Origin of the sequence: Legionella anisa (genome assembly GCF_001467525.1) — a bacterium.
GTDB lineage: Bacteria > Pseudomonadota > Gammaproteobacteria > Legionellales > Legionellaceae > Legionella > Legionella anisa.
The window spans coordinates 21697-42612 of record NZ_LNXS01000003.1; the positions used below are offsets into that span (position 1 = coordinate 21697).

The window sequence follows — 20916 nt, forward strand, 5'->3', positions numbered from 1 at the left end:
AATTAGGATGAGTAAAAATAAATCTCTTTATTGCTGGTTTTTGATTCAAACTATAAGGAGCTGCGTTCAATGGAGTAAGAGATTCGAGTTTACTTAAATAATTTTTCTTGGAAATTTTAGATGTCCGGGGTCTACGTACCCGCGCATAAAGCAGAGCCTCTAAAGCGATTTAGCAAAGATTTTTTTTGCTAAAAAAGAATGTCATAATAGCCTCCCTCAGTTTTACAAAAGCAATCTTGAAGCGCTTACTTCATGTTGTAATAAAAATATGAAACTGATAAACCCAAATAAACTTTAATAAAAACAGGATGTTTATAATGAAAAAATTCTTTTGTTCCATTGGCTTAGGTTTCAGCCTTTTTTCCAGTGTGTTTGCAAGCAGTACTCTTGATTTATTAAACTCAGAGATTGCAAATATTCTTGCTCCATTTCAAGATCAAGCCACTGTTGCAAATCTCAAATTTGATGCAGTAGAAATCAACAATGAACATGCAGCCAAAGTCGCTTTTAATGGGCTTTATCGCAAAATCGGCTCAAAAAATAGTTTGGAAATAAAAGTCGACAACCTTAGCTATGATTATGGTGATGGTACATCCCCTACTACGGTCCTAAAAGGATCTCTTGCTCTGGATCTTACCAAGTTTTTGACTCGTGAAGAAAGCAATGAAATGATTCCCAGTGCGATTGAGCTTTTAGAAGCAACTGTAAAAAGCTATACCGAAGAATATGGTGATGCAATTTTTATCAAAGGAGTTGTTACGTCAACCACCAAAGATAATGATGGTAATTACACTGGCTTAACCGCATTGATCTCAACAAAGATTGATCTTAATAAACTTCCTGAGAACCTATCACGCGATGAGGTTATGGTCACCGATGCTTTTTTCTCAATCACCTTAAATCTAAAGACTGGAATCGCTGTTGATGCCTTTATCATAAGTAATCCAGAATATTGGGGATTTCAGGACAACCAACTCGGTTTGAAAGAGCTTCTTGAACATCTTCTTGCCCGTGATAAAGAAGCAATTCAAGTTATCGTAAATGTATTTGCGAATTTGGATTATATGGCTTCCAATATAGTCGAAGTTGATAATTCATCATCCTGGAATCTTTTCGCGAAGAAATTTATTACTTTGAAATAAAAGGACATAGAACAAAAAGCAGCCGAGTATCATACGGGATGCAACTCCCAAGAAAAGAACCTGGGAGTTGCACGTTTTACAGCATGTTATTTCCGGAATTGCCCAAGTAATTGCAAGGTCTTTTCTTTAGATATCTGTCCAACAGAGCTTAAATTAGTCTGTTGTTGTCCTTGTTTATCATAAAATAGCATCGTGGGGATGCCATAAATGTGAAACGCTTGACGTATTTTGGCTACCGCATCTGTTTTTTCGCTGATATCAACCCTAAGATTTACTGAGTCCTGCATAGCATCAATGACTGCGGCCTGGTTAAATACATGCTTATCCATAGCCTGACAATCACTACACCACCCAGCAAAAAATTCGATAAAAACACGCTTGTTGTTTGCCTTTGCTTCAGCTAATTGAGCATTGACCTCTTCAAGAGTATGCACCATTAGGAATGGAGCATGTTTCACTGACTGAACAACAGGTGACGGCTGAAATGCCTGATAAGCTAAAGCCCCTGCTCCCATCATGGATAACAAAGCCACACCTTGCAGCAACTGTCCGCCCAGACGATGTTCCTGACGAAATGCACCAAAAACCCATGCAGCGATAAGTAAGACAAGAACCCACAGCAAATCAATCCAAAATGGTGGTGCAACGCGGCTTAATAACCAAACAGCCATAGCAAACATCATGATAGCAAAGACTTGTTTGATACGAACCATCCAGGGTCCAGAGTTTGGTAAAAAACGACCATACCCTGCTCCGACAAGCAGCAAAGGTAACCCCATTCCCAAAGCCAAAACAAAAAGCAACAAACCACCTTGAACAACATGCTTGCTTTGAGCAATATACGTTAGAATACCAATTAAAGGAGCCGTAACACATGGAGAGACCACCAAGGTAGATAATGCGCCCATCAAAGTTGCTGAGATAACTCCATATTGACGAGCTCGTTTAGGGGCAAACTGTATAAAACCCGGCAACCGTAATTCAAAAACACCCAGAAGCCACAAGGCCATGAACGTAAATAAAATACTGAAACTCCCAATAATCATCGGCTGCTGCATTAGGGTTTGTACGGTAGAACCAAACCAGGCCGCCAACATTCCTGCAATGGCATAAGTGACTGCCATCCCCAACACATAGCCTAAAGATAATTTAAAAGCTTGACGTCCAGTATTGGCTCCTTGTCCTGTAATAATGCCAGATAGGATCGGTACCATGGGTAAAACACAAGGCGTAAATGCCAACAAAACGCCGAGGCCAAAGAAAGCAGCCAGATAAAAAATCGGGCTATGGTTTTGAATAAACATCATTGCATCGGCAGGATTAGCATTGCTAAAACCCGAGGCAAAAACAGAAAAAGAAATGAATGTCATTAATAATGACAAAAATAGTTTTTTCATTTTGATTCCTCATTAATTATTTTTTAAATTTTAAAAATAAAAAAGAAATCAAATAGGAGGGCGATAAATTTCATCCAGAGGAGAGTTATATTTTGAGAAAATAAGTAAGAAACCAAGTAATCCAATAAGGCATTGAGCCATCCATTGGAATCCAAAGTGAAATTCATCTTGCAGCCAATAAGAAGCAGACGTGCAACTACTGTTCATCACTTGCTGCACAGAACAAGGCGTTACTGCAAAAGAAAGAGCACCCGTGGTATTTTGTTTTGGGCAAGTAGGTAGCTTGAGTGGCGCTAGAAATAGAGCACTCATAAGGAATATCAGGATCAGCGAACGGTATTTGCTCATTTCATCAGCTTAACATAAAGAGCGAAAAAAAATCAAATCAAGATCCGTATCCATAACTTTCTTTTGGAGTGTGTTCTTCCATATAGGCCTCAAATTGAGATACGGACTCCTTATCTCTAGGATTAAGTGCTGCAAGTTTTTGATAAAAATCTTCAACCTCAGGGTCTCTACCACGAAATTTTTGATGAAATCCTTTGCTCAACTCCGTATCTGATTTTTTCCATTGAGCTAATTCGATGACTTCGTTGAATGCGGTATCGTAGCTCTTAGATAAGGGGGCTTGTTTTAGCATGCTTTGAATTGTCTGTAAGCCATCAACTTTAGGATGGTTATTACAAAATTCAATTATTTTACCAAAAACAGGAGGATAGCTTTGCACATCCTCCCTCATTTCAATCAACCTGCTTTTCATCGAAAAAGACTTATCTGCATTAGCTTTCTTAGCTAATTCTATATCTAGTCGTCCATTTAAATCTTCAAGACTTTCACCGTCAGAATAGTTCGCCTCTATTTTAACTTTACGTGGTTGTTCTTCTCCGTTTATTACCGGCGATCCCCTTAGTGATGAGGGTAGTGCAGTAATTCCATACGATTCAAGTTTCTCTATAAAAGCCCATTGTCCTTTCTCTCCTGGGTGTTCAGATGAAGGTATTTCTAGACTATGAGTGCAAAAAACTCCTCTCTCATCAGCTTTCCACTCAATTCCATCTTTTTGCATTAACTGATTTAATTTAGCGGCAATTTGTAAATTTTCTTCCTTTATCATTTCTTCATATTCTTTTGCCATCTTATCTTCGCCTAATAGCTTTAATAATTGGATGAGGTTTGAAGGCTCGGTGTAGTGAGCTATATAAGGAACTGGCAAAGAGTGATCATGAATTAAATTTGAACTATTTGGTGGAGCTTCTTTATACTGTTTATCAAATGAAGCTTTTGCTGCTCTATAATCCATCCAATCTACTTCACAGAAAACCCCTTTGGCATTCGCAGTCCACTTATCGCTTATGGTCGTCTGGGGTTTTTCTTCTAAAAGCTTGGCAATTTTTTGATGAAACTGTTCTCGGCGGGATACCTTATCGTTTAGTTTTGTCTTGGTCATAATTACATCAACTTAAGAGCCAACTGCTACTATAATTATAATCCATAAATTCGAGATAATCATGTGTTATTGAGTTAGATGAGCCTTTAGAAGAACCCCATAGTTATGTTCACTATGGGGTATTTACTTTTGTAATTAAGAAGAGCAAACAGCTTGCAAGTCATCTGAACCTAAATTAATAAGATTAATTTGCGTACCTGATTCTGCACTCACAGATACACTGCTGTTATTTTTGACGTTGATTAGAGTTCCGTGGCCAGTGGATAGTTTTTTCCCATTTATGGTACCACTATTTTTTACCACGTTAATTTTGATTTTGCTCTTATTGGGATGCGTACTTTGAACAACACAGGTGGCATTTAACGTCCATAACGTATTATTTGCGAGCACCTTCGTTTCATTGGGACTCAGTTTAATTGTTTTCTGTGCATTTGCGTGGGAACAGAATAATCCAATGATCATAAAAAGAGATAAAGTTAAAATTTTATTCACGTTGCATCCTTAATGACATTAATAAAATGTTCAAATGTTGAATTTATAGCATATATTTTATACATATAACATTAAGGTTTTATTAAGGCATCATCCTTGACCTCATAACACCAGGATAAACCCCATCTGATTTTCCAATTATCTACGTACCCCACATTTGTATCTGATAGATCCTCATAAAATCGATGAGTGGATTAATTTGAGTTATGAACTATTGTGATGAATGGATCCTCTGCCTTCGCACACTACTGTCCGGTAAAAATTTTGCTCTCCTGCAATAGGTAATGTCCCTAAATTTTAATGGTTCTTGAAAAACGATATCTTTCACAGTACATCTTTGATCTAAATAGGGATTTAGGATGCCATCCTTGGTGTTTTATCAAGGACGTGCAACTATTCCTTTTGCTTTTACCGGACAGTAGGGTGCCTTCGCAGAGATGACAGAATATGGGGGTGAATAACAGGGAGAGCAGATACGTCCAAGCTCTGTCATCCCTGCACAGGCAGGTTTAGGGATTAATAGTTGCCATTTTATAGAATATTGCTCACCATTGGATTGTATCGACATTACTTTTTTTAAGGCACAAGATGGCAAGAACAAAATTTTCATTTTGGTCTGATGCAGCAGATGAAGAGTATTTTGTAGTGAAGCTAAAAAAAGGAGCTGAAGAACTCACAGAGATAAATGCAATACACGACCATATTTCCAACTCTATTTATCAAGTATTTGGGGTACGTACAGCAAATTTATATATTGGATACTATCAAAAAATGCTTGCTTTAATCTCAAAAGTCTTACCTGGTTACAAAGATCTTATTGAATGGCTTAACAACAAAAATGCATTAGAAGAAATTGAGCAATATAATAAAGTTGATGAATGTGTCGACGCCTACAAAAAATTTGAACGTGATTTATCAATTAAAGGAAAAGAAAGTTTACTTGCCGCAGCGATTATCTTAGAGGATCTGGATGTTTTAGGGGCAGGACTACGTAATATAGGCCTTATTAAGTTTTTGGGTAAACACCAGATTATAAAAATAGATCCCAGTGATTCTATATTTGATACCCCATCAGATAAGATTGATGCCACCTTGGCTAAGTTTGAATCGAATTTATCCTGTGACAATCCTTTAATATATTCCCTCTTTTCTTTCAGCAAAGTATGCAATAATCCTAACAGCATACTGGGCAATTTACATTTTAGTGAGTTTTTTCATGACATTGATAAAGAAAAACTTAAATATGAGTTAGCAAAATTTGTAAGTTTAGATGATGCATACATTAAAAAAATTATTATCCGCGATGAATATTTAGAACTACTATCAATGGATAATAAAAAATTATATTTAGAACAATTATCTAACTTAATATTGCGTAAAAAAACCATTTTGAAAAAAACTTTGAATTTACCTGAAATAAAAGTAACGCCGCCAGAACCAGCTCCAGTTTTCATAAAGGATGCTGTATTCAGTGAACCAGTAGAACACATTAAACATGGTGCCTCTAAGCCTTTTAAAGTTAAAAGGATTGTGCCGTCCAAGGAGCTGGATACAGATTTGGTCAGTTGCACGTCGAATTCTATGAAGAAAATCGTTTAGAAAAGCATAAAATGACTCAATGCCTTCAGATTGCTGCAATGACACACAGTTTTTAATGAGATTAAAATTTAAATTTACTTATTTTTCAATTAATTATTACAAATAAATTTGCACATCCTGCGTGCTCAATATATAATCATATTGATGTATTTTAAGTCACAGCGTTGTAACATTGTTATAAGGAGATCTAAATGAAGATCAAATCAGCAGCTGGATTAATACTCGCAACTACCTTCATGGCAGCAGTTGGACCAATCCATGCAGCATGTTATAAAAATGAACCAGGATGGCACATGGTTTCAAAAAAATGTGACATCAAGCCCGCCGATAACTGGCAAGAATATAAAAGCGGGGTTTATACTCAACCCATAACTGGAAAAAGTCTATTATAAATAGTTAGCTCCAGTATAAATTCACTTTATAAAAAATCAATGGAATCTCACTAAAGCAGATTCCATTGATTTTTAATTAAAAATACAATTGTTATGTTATTTAGGGGAAAAAACAGGAGGATCATAAGTTGATTCATTATGAATAGTCATTCCCTCAAATAAATTAATATCTCCCCACTCCGTTGATACGCTCCATTATCTTGGCGAATGCACCACAGCGCCCTGTTTGTCACTACTCAACTTTATTTGCTGTAGATTCTCCTTATAAGCATAAGCAGGAGCTTCTAAAAGAAAAGGATTAGGAGCAAATTGCAAAGGTTCGATTGCCACTAATTTGGGCTTGGCAGAGTTTATTGTTTCAGTGAGCTTTAGTTTTAATGACGGAGGTAAAACCTTATCAGGTATTGAATGAATTCCTTCAGTCAATTTATGAATCTGTTCTTTCAATACAGGAATACTGTTTTCTTTAATTGCTTTTTGTATGATATCAAAAATTGCTTTTAATTCTTTGGGAAAATGTACTGATTTATCGCCAATCTTTAAGACAGTCGTATCCGTATAATCACCGAAAAGCCCATATTTTTTAGTGAGTTTCCATTTCTTATGTTCTATTAATTGTTCAAATACTTCTGAAAATTGACTCTGCATGATCTTAATATTTGTATCATAGGATTCGAACAATTTTTTTAGCGGATCACCACATCTTTGCGCCTCTTTCATTAATGTACCACTAAGCATCCCGGTTCTTATGACGTAAGGATTTGCATTATGCGCCAATAAAAACTGGCATCGGTCCATACTTCTCTGGTGAATTGCAACCCACAAAGGATATTGACGCCCGCCATTAATGTTATCGATTTCTGCATTGACCAATTGAGGAAATTTTTTTAAAACCGCATCTGCTATCTCGTAATTCTTATCATGCAGTGATTTGATAAAGATTTTTTTGCACCATTCTTCACTGACATTTTTTATTGAAAATAACTCTTTAAATAAAACGTTATTATTTCTTTTATAATACAATTCAAGATCATCTGTGCGTGCAAGAAAAACAGGGTCTTCTTTCAATTTTTTAATGCACTTTATGTATACCTCTTCGTTGTTATGTAATAGTCCTAATAGATACATTTGGTTTAACGCTTCAGATTTTAAACCATCTAAAGCGATGGGACTTATTAATTGATTAAATGCAGTTTCATCTTTTTCAAAAAACATAAAGGGATCAGTTTGGCTCCGTGGACTCTTGAGTAATAGATCCTTTTTATCGAGAATATGAACACTAATCTCTTTGCACAGATCGATTTTTTTATGATGTAACGCAACGAGATAATATTCAATTAACTGCTCTTTATCTAGCTTTTTAATATCCACTTTGTTCGCAACAAGCTCAAATAATTCGGGTTTTTGAGTCAGAACTTTCCAGGGAGATAAGGCAACCACTGAACCTGTTTTAAAGAGCATATTGGGAGTACGTGCAGCAACTTGCAACACTGGATTTATAATTTCTACATTGCCCTGTTTGAGTGCCAGTAAATAAATGCTATGGAGTGTGTCTTGAGTTTGTTCCGTATAATTTATACCCGCTAATGCTTGAATGAACGGAAGCGTTCGTCCGTCATCAAATGTTCCTGTTTCACACAGTTCAACAAACCGATTTTTTGCTGCACCCGCTTCATGCTGAAGCATTGCGGCAAAAGTAATATTTTCTTGGCACCGCTTAATCATGCTCTGGTTATTATTTTTTAGCGCTAAGATATATGCTTCATACCATTGTCCCTCTTTTATGAGTATGGGATAAATCTTTTCGCTTAACGACCCGCCTGCCTGATACAAGCGATGGATAGGACGCTCACCTTGTTTGTCTTTGGCGAATAATAAAGCAGGATTGCGTGATGCAATGTCAGCAAAAAGTTCTGGTTGATGAAGAGTAAGATAATGCAAACAATTTCGCCCTGCTTCATCAGTTAATAATAAATTGACCTTTCTGGCTAATAACATACGCATCACTTCGACACTATTATTTTGCGCAGCGATATTCAATAATGGAGTGGGTGTTTTATATAATGAACCGGAATAGATTAATTCTGTAGGATTAACTATATCGGATTTCTCTTTACGGAATTGATCATAGTATTCTAAAAGTAAATTAAAAGTATATCCTTGGTCCTGACGTACAGCATCAGCAAGCGCGTGTTCAAATGCCTTCTTCTCAAAACGGTGTCCTTTTTCGAGGAGAAAATTAATTACTTGTTTGTCACCGCTGGAGAACGCATGAATCAGTACGTTTTGATCCACATATTCTTTTTTATAATAACGATTTACAAATTCAAGCTGTCCATAGGATACAGCGCTTTTAAATGCTTGTTTTTTACACGCTTCAAGTTTCACCGGTCCTAACGTTCGTTCCAGATATTCTACTAGCTTTTTATCTCCGTTTTGTACTGCATAAGCTAATGCATCGAGCTTTGTAAAATTATCCTGCTGGTCCAGCGTGTCTTTTCTTTTTTCATAAATGGATGTTACTAATTCCGTAGCAGACGGATAAATAGTTGGCAATACTTCAGGATTCGGATCATGCAATCGTGAATACACATGCATGCGTACGCCCGTGTATGTACCTTGAAACTTTGCTTCATCAAAATGCAAAGCGCTATGAATTGCCTCATCAAACATTTTACTTACAGCCGATTTAAGTGCCGCTGCATTTTCCTCTGCGGTTTCTTTTTGAGGTATTTTAATGATCCAGGACTCCCCATAAGCGGGATCAATCACTTCAATTTGGTCGCCAACACGTGTTATCGATATAGAATGTTTGTTACAACTTAGAGTAAATCCTACGCCTTGTTGTTTGCTCGGATCGAGTGTTAAATAAGTTGCAAGAGTTTCTTTGAGTTCTGCAACGGTAATAATGCCTGCAAATTGCTGATGATAAGTTAGGGGAAATGGCTCTCCTTCCCGTTCAAATAGAGCTTCTAAGGCCCCTTCCATTCGATCTTGCTGCGTTCCAGCTTCAACACGTAACGTTCGATGCAGCCACAGAGTATTTTGAATAAAGGTCTCATATGCCTGATGGACTTCAGGGCTAATATTTTCTGCAAGAGGGTCAGAATCATAAATGAGCTTTAATATCTTTTCATATTCCTTGTATTTTCCTGTTAATGTGCAATACAAACGCCAGATTCCTAACCCTAAACAAACCCCTTCGTTAGTGACCTCTTTATTAAAGCTAGCAGTATCTCCCCTAAAACGTCCTTGCCATTTGCTCGCTTTTTCTATTAATACCTCTTGTGGTAGTGATGGCATGTTGATACCGTAATTTAATAAGCTTATTGTTTATATATAGCACAACAATACCCTCATTTACTGAATGATAACTTATCTAACCTCAACTTGACGTAAGAATTGAGCGTGCATTGAAATATTGGAATCATATTTAATTAATTACTATAAAAATACTTATTTAAATCATAGGAAATTGGCTTTTTGAACGAGGGTCTATTTTTAACTCAGACCATAGAATCACATAAAAGAAAGGATTAATATGGGTGCCTAAAAAATCTATTTTAGAGGTATTTATGAAAGAACTCATAGACGCTATGGTATCTAACCCAGATGAATTTATTCGTTTAATTTCTGCGAACTTAGATATATTTTCCCCAAAAGATGCTGCTTATTTGGATTCTATTGACCCTTTAAAATTACATGATTTATTCGAATATGGTGCTTTAACCCCTTTTGCCGGCCATTCTTTAGGACCAGTATTCAAACCTGCTGTGAAAGAAATAAAGCGAATTAATAAGTTACAGTCAACTCATTTACATGAAGGACATTTTTCTGAAACTCGTGAACGAGGCGGCAACTGGTTTGATTGCGATATTGAGGAGGACGCAATTAAGGCGATGCAGGCAATGTTAGGCTTTTCTGAGCCGTGTGAATTTCTCTATACTCAGGAAGGTTTATCTTCTAATCTAGGGAGACTGATTGATACTTTTTATCGCCCCTCTCATACTGATTGGCAATCAGGAAAAACAGGTATTTGTCATTTAGGAAAAGAATTTTTCTCCGATCAAGCAGTCATTAATTCCGTCTTAAAAAGAGGAATACAAACTGCAAAGCAATTTGGCGTTTTTAACAACTCCAGTCTTATCCCTAATCCCGCATCGCTTACCCTAAAAATTCTTCCGGATGAAAAAGGACTCTATAGCGAAGAGGCAATTATTGCTTTTGTCAAAAAAAATGCAGGCCAAATTCAGATTTTACACCTATCTGATCTGGTGTTTAGTACAGGACAACGACTTGATATCACCTATATTTTAAATAAATTAAAGGATGTAATCACGCAGCATCATATTATTGTTGGCCTCGATTTAGCTCATACAGTAGGAAATAGGACTTTAAATCTACAGGAATTACCCGTTACCTATGCTGTAGGCTGTGGTTATAAACATATTTGTGGCTCTGCAGGCAGTGGATTCGGTATTTATGTTAATAAGAATACAGATTTGGAAAAATACCCACCAATTCAAGGATGGAAAGCAGCAGCATCAGAGAAAGTCTTCGAAGTAATCGATGATTATGATGCCAAAATTATGATGTATAAAGGTGCTTGGGCATTCAGATGCAGCAATCCCTCCCCTGTTGCTCTTGCTCCAGTAAAAACCTATATGAAAACAATGAGCCAAATTGGCTGGGATAAGTTAATTGCCAAATCAGAATGTCTCACTCGTTATATGCACGTGCTTCTGCAGCAGTCTTTGGGTGATAAAATTGAGTGGATTACTCCTGACGATCCTAAGCGACGAGGCGCTATGCTGGTTTTTCGTATTAAAGGAATCAGTGATGTCAGGCAGATAGAAACTGTGTTGAAACAAGCAAGTGAGTTAGGACTATTCGAAATCGATGTACGTCCTCCTAACAATATTCGTGTTACTGCACATTATGGGTATACGCAATTTAATGATATTCATAATATGGTTTCTCGCCTCACGCATGTTGTAAATCTGTTACTGGAACAAAAAAAAGTGGAGAGTCTTAGTTTAAGCCCAAAACAACGAGGAAAGGATGGATTTTTTGATAAGCCAGTTATTTTAGGAAAAACAGATCATAACAGTTCTCAGCTTCAAACTGATAATGGGAGTCATACTCCTTAAGTCTCAAACACCACAGTAGGCATAACGTGTATCTTTTTTGCGATACGAGTTATGCTTGACTATTTACTCTATTTTAATGGTTTTTCTTCATGCCTAAAAAAAATTTCTCTGTATATAATGAACGATGTCCCTCTCATAATGTGCTAGAAAAAATTAGTGATAAATGGTCCATTTTAATCATTAATATCTTATTAAATAAAACCTCTCGGTTCGGAGAATTAAAGCGTGAAGTTGGAGGAATTTCTCCCAAAATGCTCACACAAACATTAATGAAATTAGAACGTTTCGGTTTTATAGTGAGACATTCATTTCCAGTATTACCCATGAAAGTAGAGTACTCATTAACTCCATTAGGGAATGAATTAGGTATTATTCTTAATTCACTAACAACATGGACTGAGAAAAATATGGATGCAATCATGCTTGCCGAAAATGAGTTTGTAGAAATGCGCGATGTGTAAATTATTGGTCAAACCATTTCATCAATGTCTCTTCACCCAAATTATCATATATATAGGATAAATATAAGGTCAATTCTTGTTCATAGCGCTCATCCAAGCGATTGTCATTCCTATCCACAATTGGCTCATGATGAAAGAAAACTCCACCAAGATAATTACTACAAAATTCATGATAATCTTTCGTGAATAAAAGAAATGTATGCCACATATTATCAATATCACCCATTTCCGGATGGATGGCACAAGGAAAGTCGAGTAATTCATTCTCTGGATTATTTTCCTTATCGGACTTGTGCTTTAGACAGAGCCAAATAAATTTCATTAATTCTCTTAAAGCATCTTCCGCATGCATTGTCGCATGAGGATAATCCTTATTGTAGCGATAAATAATTTTGCTGTTTTTATAATGTATTAAGTCATTAAGGTTAGGACAGTACATAATTTAGCCCGATAAAGTTTAATCAATGCATCATACTCATGTTCAATATGATGCATGCTGTTTAATTATCCAATGCAGGTACCAGGGCCACACCATCCCTTACTTTTCTTTAATACTTTTTTACGAACGATTTTTTTGATAATTTTTTCTTTCATAATGATTCTCCTTGTTAGCTCCAAATCATTATTGAGAGTATAAAAGCATTATGAATCAGTCAATTAGTTACCAATTGGTAACTAGCTAGGGAACATAATATGAATAATGAAAATTGGGTAAATTATTACAAAATTACGAAGCAAAAGACTCTTCCTAGAAAAACTTTAATGAAAGCAATTGAGTTGTTTCATTGTAGGAATCAATTTGACCTTCCCAAATTAGCGATTGATCTTGGGTGCGGCTCCGGTTCGGACTCTCTTGAACTTTTAAAAAATGACTGGTCCGTTCTAGCGATTGATTCTCAAGCTGAAGCAATATCTATTTTACTCTCTTCCTGCCCTCAACCATTAAAAAAGAAATTAAAGACAGAAGTCGCTTCGTTTGAGACATTAACTTCCCTTCCAATTTCCCAATTAATTAACGCAAGTTATAGTCTCCCCTTTTTAAAACCCGAGCTTTTTTATAAATTTTGGAAGTTGATTATAAAAACACTACAACCCGGCGGACTCTTTGCTGGAACCTTTTTTGGAATAAATGATGATTGGTGTAAAAATAAAAGACCCGATATGACATTTTTGAGTTACAAAGAATTACATCAGTTATTTCTTTCATTTAAAATCGAATTGCTTGAAGAAGAAGAGCGTGATGAAGCAGATGCATTAGGTTACTCTATGAAACATTGGCATAAGTACTTTGTTGTAGCCGAAAAATGTTAACCCATACGGGGGTGTCCGTATTAAACCAGTTAATACGGACGGTGTATATTATGCACTCTGAGCTTGATTGACATTTACTGCAATATCAGCAGCATCATCAGCAATGAATTGAGTTTCTTTACATAGTTTAACGTATTCTTTATGTGTAATTAATGCATAGAAAAGAGCGGACACAAGCAAGATGTAATACATATTTTGATAGAAATAAATTAACCACAAATAAGTTAGAAAAGGCGTTGATAATACTAATAATGTGGTTACTTTCATTCGCCGTGCGATCTGTATTGCTCCATAAATTACCATCAAAATAGAAATCGACAAATTCATCTTTAGAAAATCATTGGCAGGCAATGTACTCATCATGAGGCCAAGGATACAAAAGATGATTAATCCAAATAATTTAGTCTTTGGTTTAATCGCCCCCATACTAATCGGAGCTGCCATATATCCAATTAAATGATACCCGGTGACAATGACCATTAATGAGGCCCAACTATCGGAATTCCAGAGAAATATTGCGGTGAGCGTGAAGTTAATGAGTAAGGAGCGGCGACACAGATTATATTCAGGATGTAATTCACCAATGGTTTTCTTTGGCATTTGACCTTCTTTAGCCATAGCGTAGAACATTCGTGAAGCACCGCCTAAATAAGAGTACCCTGTACCTGATGGGCTAACGATACTATCAGCAATCAAGATCATTGCTAAGAAATTTACTCCAAGCAACATGGCTAAGTTAATTAAAGGTGAATGAAAATTAAGGCTACTCCAACCACCTGATAACATACTATGGGGCACTGAGCCCATAAAGGATAATTGCAACAGCATGTAAACAAACATCACAATGACTATTGAAAGAATGATTGATAGAGGAATATTTCGTTTTGGATTTTCAATCTCGCTGGCAAAGGCTACTGCTAATTGAAATCCATTATAAGAATAGATTAATCCAGCGGAAATGATTGCAGTAATTGCTGAGCCAACTCCATATTGAGAATTTGTACCCAAGGTAAAATTGCTGGTGTCAAAACGCATAATCAAGAAAATAACAATAGTAAAAATCGGACTAAGAATTTTTATTACCGTCACTGTATTATTAATTTTGGCTAATAACTTAATACCGAAATAATTAATAAATAAATAAATGACCAAGATACTCAATGCAAATAGTTTGCCGTAAACCGTCAAGACATTGTCCGCTATTAAAACATCACTTTTAATTGCAGCAGCTAAATATTGTGTCGTCGCTTGAGCTTCAGTACCAATCGTTACCATTAATCCAAACCAATTGGCAAAGGCAAAAGGCATACCAAAAATGCTATTGTGTGACAGCGCGCTGGACCGAGCAGTTGCGCCACGCACCGGGTAAATTGATGCAACTTGCGCAAGACATAATCCCACCGCCATTACCAGTAATGCTGCCAGAACCCATGCTAGGAAAGAGTAATTTCCTGCAATTTTAGCGTTTAACTGAGCACTAAAGAGCCATCCGGAACCCACCATAGCAGTAGCGGATAGTGCTGTTGCGCTAAATAATGAAATTTTGGCATGCTTAGATCTTGAACCCATAATCAATTACCTTAATAAAGACACATCTCACAATAAGTGAAAACAAAATATAAATTTTGCATATTTTTCAGTCAACGTCAATAGGTCCAAATACAAAATCTATCTAAAAAAATAGTGAGAACAAGTTGCTCCCCAAAATAGAAAGAAATATGCACCTTCTTGAAGCAAATAACTTATTGTTTTTATTAGACTTACCTCTATTCAAGGACAATTGCTTGTATCTAAATGATTCATCATCAATTAAACTAATATTTGTGATAAAAAATGGATTTATGGGTTCAATTAGGAAGAAAAAATGAAAACGACGCGATTAGAAGCATTTAGCGATGGTGTGCTCGCAATCATTATTACAATTATGGTTTTAGAGATTAAAATCCCACACGGAGATACCTTCGCCAATCTTGCCCCTCTTGTCCCCATTTTCTCGAGTTATCTATTAAGCTTTATTTATATTGGTATTTATTGGAATAATCATCACCATTTATTTACCGCTGCGGAGAGTATTTCCGGTAAGGTACTTTGGGCAAATCTAAATCTTTTATTTTGGATTTCCCTATTCCCTTTTGCAACAGGATGGATGGGAGAAAATCACTATACTGCCACACCGACTTCATTTTATGGGATAGTACTTTTAATAGCTGCTATTTCCTATTCTATACTCGTGCATACGCTTATTTCACATGAAGGAAAAGAGTCATTAGTATCAAAAGCAATTGGAAAGGACTTTAAAGGAAACATTTCCATCGTATTATATGCCCTAGCAATTCCTCTGGCTTATGTTTACACATGGATTGCTCAAATACTTTATGTAATTGTTGCAATAATCTGGTTTATTCCTGATAAACGAATTGAAAATAAGATAAAGTAATAATTCCCTTAAGCCGGATAATTTGATTTATTCCATGGCATAGCAACCTCCTGTACCTATATGTTAGTTAATGAGAAAAAACCAGTGCATAAAAAGCACCGGATTTTTTTAACAAGAAAACTTTTTCTTATTCTGCAGGTTTTGTTTGCAGTTCACAGGTAATTTTTGTGCAGTCACGGCAATTTTTTAAGGCAAAATCAAATGCAGAATTTCCATTGGCCGCATTTTTAGACATGTTCTGATCCGCCTGTTCATCAGGTGAACCTGAGGTTGGACTACTCGCATTGGTAGTACATATCCACATGCCTGGATGCGTATTTGCTGCTGGCTGAGTGGTAGTCGAAGTGCTTGCTGAGTTATCAGCGATTACATAACTTGATATCACAAACATACTGCTTAAAACAATCATTTTCATTATTCCTTTCATGATTTTCTCCTTGTTTTAGATAAGCCCTTTTAAAGAACAAAAATGAACAAATAATCATAGACCTCTTTTTAATGATGTCGTGCCTCTATGAGAACCTCTTGTCTCGCTCATATCAAAATATTAGACACGATGGATCAATTATAGTCTTCTTTTTAACATCGCAATCTAAGGCTTTCCTTTAGTTTTATCATGTAGATTGTTATACCCCCCCCCTATTTCCCTTATTTTGCCAAAGCAAAAGAAGACAACAAATCTTTTCCAACAAGAACTCATAGGGGATTTTTCTGATATAAACTTGAATTTAAATTTATGCTATCTATACTCAAAACACACTCATCATGAGTCCAGTGGAACTATTCCTAAGGAGGATGTATGTTGGGTTGGGCTATTCTTTTCTTTATCATTGCGATAATTGCAGCAGCTTTTGGTTTCGGAGGAATTGCTGGAGCCGCAGCGAGTATTGCACAAATACTATTTTTTATATTCTTGGTCCTATTTATTGTTTTTATTGTTCTTGGCCGCAGAGGTCCTCCTCCACCAGCTTAAATGGTCGGAACTAAGATCGCTTCTAAATTTTAATTAAGAAGCGATCAATACTTGATTAGAAATGAGTATTTAGGGAGATATAAGTGTGGCTTTATTATCTCGAGAAAATTAATTCAAGTATGGACCTTTCTTATATTCTTATAAGAACGCTTATAATTTATATTTACGCTATTTTTTTAATCCGAGTAGGCAACAAGCGATTTCATTTTGATACGACCATCGATTTCGTTCTGATCATTATTATTGGAGCAGTACTAAGCAGAACAATTAACGGTCCTTCAACATTGATACAAGCAATGGCGGGTAGTGCTTTACTTATTTTTTTACATTGGACATTTGCTCAACTTTCTTTTAAATACCATGAATTTGGTAAATTAATAAAAGGCAGACCAAGAATTCTAATTAAAGATGGGAAAATTATTTGGGATGTGCTGGAAGAAAATCAGATATCTAAAGAGGATTTGTTAGAAATCATACGAGATAAGCTAAAGACTGATGATTTAGATCAAATAAAAGAAGCCTACCTAGAACGAACTGGCAAGATAAGTTTTATTATAAAAAATAAGAAAATATAGTCAAATTCATGAAAACTACACCACAATTAGATACATAAAGAATTCTTAATACGTACCCACACAACTCATTGAGCATTAATTGAAATCAACAATAAAAGGTTCGGCAGTGTTGGTCAGGGGATTATATTGAAAGCGATTGGTATAATTTAAATTTTTACCATACACATGCAACGAAATAGCTACTGAGTCGGATACATTTACTACGCTATGAATGTCATCAGGATTAAAAGCAATAACATCTCCGGGAAAACAGGTAATGGGGTTATTTTGTTTTTTGATATCCGCATATCCAGGTTGGGAGCCATCATCTCTTCGAATCCAAAGAAAATTTTTTTCTATACCAACAACACAACCTACTACACCCCAGGTTTTATGATCGTGTGGCGTAATTTCTCGTCCCGGCTCCCAAGCAACTAAATTAACCGCCAAGGAATGATCCGGCTCTTCAAAAATTAACCAGGAAGTAAATCCGTTCACTGGATCAACTGCATAAAAATGCGCCTCAAGCCAATCTGTTTTTTTAACCCAATTTCTTAAAATTAATGAAACCTTTTCCATATTGTCATGATTATTATGCTCTAAAATATTTAATTGCTTAAGCTCCTTGATCAAAGGTAATAATCCTGAAGGTGTGTAAAAATCCATATGGTAACTCACAATTGATTAGGTTCTTTAATTAGCATAGCGCATACCATCAATAATTCGAGTATCACTCTTGTACTCGTGGATAAAGCCCTAATTGAAATCGGGAACAGGATAATCTGGCGCTAAAATAGATGCGAGTTCTTTCCATAAGTCCACGCTTAAATTATTGGTTTCTTTTATTGTGGGCTTTAAGGTATTAAATGCAACAAACACAATTTGCTTTTCCGGTAAAACAGCAAAAACCCCACTATAACCACCAAATCTAGGATTTTGTATGAGCCAATGATTGGCTATGCCAAATCCCATTGCAAAATAAAGCTTATTTGTATTTTTCCCTTTTCCTACAGTATCTGGGGCTCTTAATTGCTGTGTCGATTTGTCTGTTAGTAAATTACCATTCATCCAAGCATTCGCCCATTTTCCTAAATCTTCTATGGTAGAAGTCGTTGCACCCGAGCTTGCAGTCCAGGAAGGATCCCAAAAAGTTGCATCTTCATAAACACCTCTGTCTTGACTAAATGAATGCAATACAGGGCAAGGTATCGTTGCTGTACGATCAAATTGAGTCTTTTCCATCCCCAATTGTTTAAAAATTAAGGAATGAAATAATTGATTAAGCGGTTGATGACTTACCTGAGTTAAAATACTCCCTAATATAACGTAGTCAGTATGAGAATAGTGTTGACTGGTGCCTGGCTTAAATAAAGGTTCTTTCATAAACGCATAATCAATTAACTCTTTATCAGACCACTGCTTAAATGGTTGGTCAATGACTACTTTAATGAATTCCTCATTATAAACATAATCGGGAAAACCACTGGTACCATTAGCAAGCATTTTTAAATCAACCTGACCTGCATTGGGCAAATTGGGATACCAGCGCCCCACTTTATCCTCAAGACTTAAATCCTTTTTTTCTACTAACAGCATCAAAGCCGTTGTTAACAATGTTTCCGTTACTCCGCCGATACGAAAATGCATGTCTTTTGTTGCGGGCACAGCCGTCATGGAATTTCCAATAGCCTGAATACTAATTGGTTTTCCATTGATCCATAGGCCATAAACCATAGCTTTTACAGGCTTGCCTTTTATAAATGATCGAACTTTATTATCAAGCCAAGGTTGCTCAATCGCAGATGCAAAAAGTGAAGCATGGAACCCGAAAAGGAGCACTATAACTAAATTTCTTATTTTTACCATCAATGTCTCACCTGGTAATTTTCACCCCACCCTATTGTTTTTAATGAGAACAACATGGATAATTAATAACGCAATGTACTTAATATGTACATAATAAATGCTACCCTATACTTAATATATACCATTTTGAAAAGCAACTATGACGTATTCCCACAAAAAACATGTCATTCTGTCAGAAGAAATGGATGATTTAAAAAAAACAATAAACAAAAGGAAGAAAGAACAGAAGTCATATAGTGAAATTGCCCATAAAAAGGGGAAGTTATTCCAACGTCTACTTGAAGGTGGACAAAAATTTTTTGGTCTGATTGCCTCTGCTTTTTCGTCCGCAAAAGAACTCCCTTACATTGGATTTGTGTTTCAAATTGCCTCCATTATTCCTGCTTCGATTGCCATGATAACGGACAAGAAAAGTTCGATACCGGCTAAAATTTTGGCATTAGGTTTTCTTTTAGGCATAACAGCCTTAGCCATTACTGCTTTTGTTCTAGGGGGACTAATCGCTGCGAAAATTGGGTTGGCTTTGGCTTCTCTTGCTACGTTTATAGAAGTAATATCATTTACAATCTCGCTTATTAATAAATATCAAACGCGGAGTGCTTATAAAGAAAAAAAGGAATTTAATCATTTATTAGATTCGCGTGATTCTGATGCTTTAGAGAATGATAAGTATCGTGAGCGATTGGAAATTCGAGCCTTAGAACTAAAGCACATGCTTGAAAAATCAACCGATGAGTCACTGAAAGAAGAATTGGAATTTATCAATGCGATTCGCAGTAAAAAAGCCTATGTAGCTCCCCAAATGGATAGCATTCTTTTGCGGTTTATCAATGCGATTCGCAGTAAAATAGGATGGCCTGAATTACCCCCTGATGATCCTCCGGTAACCAAACTTTCAAAATTATATCAAGATCGTAAAGATCTAATCACTTATTTGGCATGGAACACAGAACAAATTGATAAAAAAGACCAGACAAGTGATTCAACACTTATTGATCTAGTAAGCAAGCTTCAACATCAAATTGCCCAAATTGATAAAGACATTGAACTCATAACGGAGCCATTGCATGAATTGAAACGAAATGATCTCTTAACCAATGAAGCCATACTCAAATCCTTTACCAATTTTGCTTTAGGTGGAGCGGGGGTGATTTTATCAACGATTGGTTTAATGATTTTTCTAAGTGCCGTAGCAGCGCCTCCTATAATGGGACCCATTTTATTCGGATTTGGTATTGGGCTGGCTATATTTGGGGTAGTTAAGTGGGGAATAGAACTTTATGCGACGAGACAAGACGAGAAATTCATGCGGAAACTTGAAAAAGAGAATGAAGGGATAATACTTGAAGAAGCATTAGATGAGTATGACCATGGATGCAGTTACTCAAACGCAATGGGTCCCATCCTCCATTCACAAACAACAACTCCTAGTAAACCTCAACATAAAGCAGCAAATGATTTAACAATAATATCAGAACCACCTTCTATAGAATCAACACAATCTCTAGAATCTACAAACGTCTCCCAAAAAAAATCAGAAGAATTGCGAATGTAATCGCCTGCTCCAATGAAGATAGAACCAACCACTCTTAAACACCTAATTTTTTATATTCTTCTAAAAAAACTTCGAAATCTTTAAATATTTTCTGCATAAGGGAAATTCATGTACTTAATAAACCCTTAATAATTTGTTAA

General features: G+C 36.1%; 21 protein-coding genes. 10 read left to right on the forward strand and 11 right to left on the reverse strand.

From position 1 onward, the window contains the following. Nucleotides 1-317 precede the first annotated feature (317 nt). The gene (locus tag Lani_RS01585; RefSeq protein WP_019232093.1) at nucleotides 318-1142 is read left to right on the forward strand and encodes a hypothetical protein; all 825 of its coding nucleotides are present in this window, start codon (nucleotides 318-320) and stop codon (nucleotides 1140-1142) included. Nucleotides 1143-1228: 86 nt separating this feature from the next. Here the strand turns inward: Lani_RS01585 and dsbD are convergent, their stop codons facing one another. From dsbD to Lani_RS01610, 5 genes are all read right to left on the reverse strand, one after another. Beyond that, nucleotides 1229-2539 (reverse strand): protein-disulfide reductase DsbD, encoded by a 1311-nt coding sequence (gene dsbD, locus Lani_RS01590; protein WP_019232092.1) that lies wholly within the window; start codon nucleotides 2537-2539, stop codon nucleotides 1229-1231. A gap of 48 nt (nucleotides 2540-2587) precedes the next feature. After that, nucleotides 2588-2851 (reverse strand): hypothetical protein, encoded by a 264-nt coding sequence (locus tag Lani_RS01595; RefSeq protein ID WP_019232091.1) that lies wholly within the window; start codon nucleotides 2849-2851, stop codon nucleotides 2588-2590. Between the two features lie 73 nt (nucleotides 2852-2924). Beyond that, nucleotides 2925-3986: a hypothetical protein gene (locus Lani_RS01600; protein ID WP_019232090.1), complete on the reverse strand. Its 1062-nt coding sequence runs from the start codon at nucleotides 3984-3986 to the stop codon at nucleotides 2925-2927. Nucleotides 3987-4121: 135 nt separating this feature from the next. Continuing rightward, complete coding sequence (locus tag Lani_RS01605; protein ID WP_019232089.1) at nucleotides 4122-4478, reverse strand: hypothetical protein; 357 nt, start codon at nucleotides 4476-4478, stop codon at nucleotides 4122-4124. Nucleotides 4479-4857: 379 nt separating this feature from the next. Further along, nucleotides 4858-5088, reverse strand: a complete 231-nt coding sequence (locus tag Lani_RS01610; protein WP_131774858.1) for a hypothetical protein — start codon at nucleotides 5086-5088, stop codon at nucleotides 4858-4860. A gap of 35 nt (nucleotides 5089-5123) precedes the next feature. On the opposite strand from Lani_RS01610, the gene Lani_RS01615 reads away from it, so the two are divergent. Further along, complete coding sequence (locus Lani_RS01615; RefSeq protein ID WP_131774857.1) at nucleotides 5124-6077, forward strand: hypothetical protein; 954 nt, start codon at nucleotides 5124-5126, stop codon at nucleotides 6075-6077. 191 nt (nucleotides 6078-6268) lie between these two features. Continuing rightward, on the forward strand, nucleotides 6269-6469 hold the full coding sequence (locus tag Lani_RS01620; RefSeq protein ID WP_019232087.1) for a hypothetical protein: 201 nt from the start codon (nucleotides 6269-6271) through the stop codon (nucleotides 6467-6469). 195 nt (nucleotides 6470-6664) lie between these two features. Here Lani_RS01620 and Lani_RS01625 read toward each other — a convergent pair whose 3' ends face one another. After that, a complete protein-coding gene (locus Lani_RS01625; protein WP_019232086.1) occupies nucleotides 6665-9772 on the reverse strand; it encodes a hypothetical protein in 3108 nt (1035 codons plus the stop codon). Between the two features lie 242 nt (nucleotides 9773-10014). Between Lani_RS01625 and Lani_RS01630 the strand changes: the two genes are divergently transcribed. Continuing rightward, nucleotides 10015-11619 carry an aminotransferase class V-fold PLP-dependent enzyme gene (locus Lani_RS01630; protein ID WP_019232085.1) on the forward strand — a complete coding sequence of 535 codons (1605 nt, stop codon included), beginning with the start codon at nucleotides 10015-10017 and terminating at the stop codon, nucleotides 11617-11619. An 89-nt stretch (nucleotides 11620-11708) separates the two neighbouring features. Beyond that, the gene (locus Lani_RS01635; protein ID WP_019232084.1) at nucleotides 11709-12080 is read left to right on the forward strand and encodes a winged helix-turn-helix transcriptional regulator; all 372 of its coding nucleotides are present in this window, start codon (nucleotides 11709-11711) and stop codon (nucleotides 12078-12080) included. A gap of 1 nt (nucleotide 12081) precedes the next feature. Here Lani_RS01635 and Lani_RS01640 read toward each other — a convergent pair whose 3' ends face one another. After that, nucleotides 12082-12519, reverse strand: a complete 438-nt coding sequence (locus tag Lani_RS01640) for a glycine-rich domain-containing protein (protein WP_019232083.1) — start codon at nucleotides 12517-12519, stop codon at nucleotides 12082-12084. 254 nt (nucleotides 12520-12773) lie between these two features. Between Lani_RS01640 and Lani_RS01645 the strand changes: the two genes are divergently transcribed. Continuing rightward, the gene (locus Lani_RS01645) at nucleotides 12774-13391 is read left to right on the forward strand and encodes a class I SAM-dependent methyltransferase (RefSeq protein ID WP_019232081.1); all 618 of its coding nucleotides are present in this window, start codon (nucleotides 12774-12776) and stop codon (nucleotides 13389-13391) included. A gap of 48 nt (nucleotides 13392-13439) precedes the next feature. On the opposite strand, the gene Lani_RS01650 is transcribed toward Lani_RS01645, so the two are convergent. Next, nucleotides 13440-14960 carry an APC family permease gene (locus Lani_RS01650; protein WP_019232080.1) on the reverse strand — a complete coding sequence of 507 codons (1521 nt, stop codon included), beginning with the start codon at nucleotides 14958-14960 and terminating at the stop codon, nucleotides 13440-13442. A gap of 295 nt (nucleotides 14961-15255) precedes the next feature. Between Lani_RS01650 and Lani_RS01655 the strand changes: the two genes are divergently transcribed. After that, nucleotides 15256-15828, forward strand: a complete 573-nt coding sequence (locus tag Lani_RS01655) for a TMEM175 family protein (RefSeq protein ID WP_019232079.1) — start codon at nucleotides 15256-15258, stop codon at nucleotides 15826-15828. A gap of 127 nt (nucleotides 15829-15955) precedes the next feature. Here Lani_RS01655 and Lani_RS01660 read toward each other — a convergent pair whose 3' ends face one another. Further along, nucleotides 15956-16255 carry a hypothetical protein gene (locus Lani_RS01660; protein WP_019232078.1) on the reverse strand — a complete coding sequence of 100 codons (300 nt, stop codon included), beginning with the start codon at nucleotides 16253-16255 and terminating at the stop codon, nucleotides 15956-15958. A gap of 372 nt (nucleotides 16256-16627) precedes the next feature. Between Lani_RS01660 and Lani_RS19505 the strand changes: the two genes are divergently transcribed. Both Lani_RS19505 and Lani_RS01665 read left to right on the forward strand, forming a co-directional pair. Next, complete coding sequence (locus Lani_RS19505; RefSeq protein WP_065233470.1) at nucleotides 16628-16801, forward strand: DUF1328 family protein; 174 nt, start codon at nucleotides 16628-16630, stop codon at nucleotides 16799-16801. An 83-nt stretch (nucleotides 16802-16884) separates the two neighbouring features. Further along, nucleotides 16885-17376 (forward strand): DUF421 domain-containing protein, encoded by a 492-nt coding sequence (locus Lani_RS01665; RefSeq protein ID WP_019232076.1) that lies wholly within the window; start codon nucleotides 16885-16887, stop codon nucleotides 17374-17376. Between the two features lie 75 nt (nucleotides 17377-17451). Here the strand turns inward: Lani_RS01665 and Lani_RS01670 are convergent, their stop codons facing one another. Next, on the reverse strand, nucleotides 17452-18021 hold the full coding sequence (locus Lani_RS01670) for a cysteine dioxygenase family protein (protein ID WP_019232075.1): 570 nt from the start codon (nucleotides 18019-18021) through the stop codon (nucleotides 17452-17454). A 90-nt stretch (nucleotides 18022-18111) separates the two neighbouring features. Beyond that, entirely contained in the window at nucleotides 18112-19221 is a 1110-nt protein-coding gene (locus Lani_RS01675) for a serine hydrolase domain-containing protein (protein ID WP_019232074.1), read from the reverse strand. Between the two features lie 139 nt (nucleotides 19222-19360). Here Lani_RS01675 and Lani_RS01680 point away from each other — a divergent pair, with 139 nt between their 5' ends. Next, nucleotides 19361-20776 carry a T4SS effector SidA family protein gene (locus Lani_RS01680; RefSeq protein WP_019232073.1) on the forward strand — a complete coding sequence of 472 codons (1416 nt, stop codon included), beginning with the start codon at nucleotides 19361-19363 and terminating at the stop codon, nucleotides 20774-20776. Nucleotides 20777-20916 lie beyond the last annotated feature (140 nt).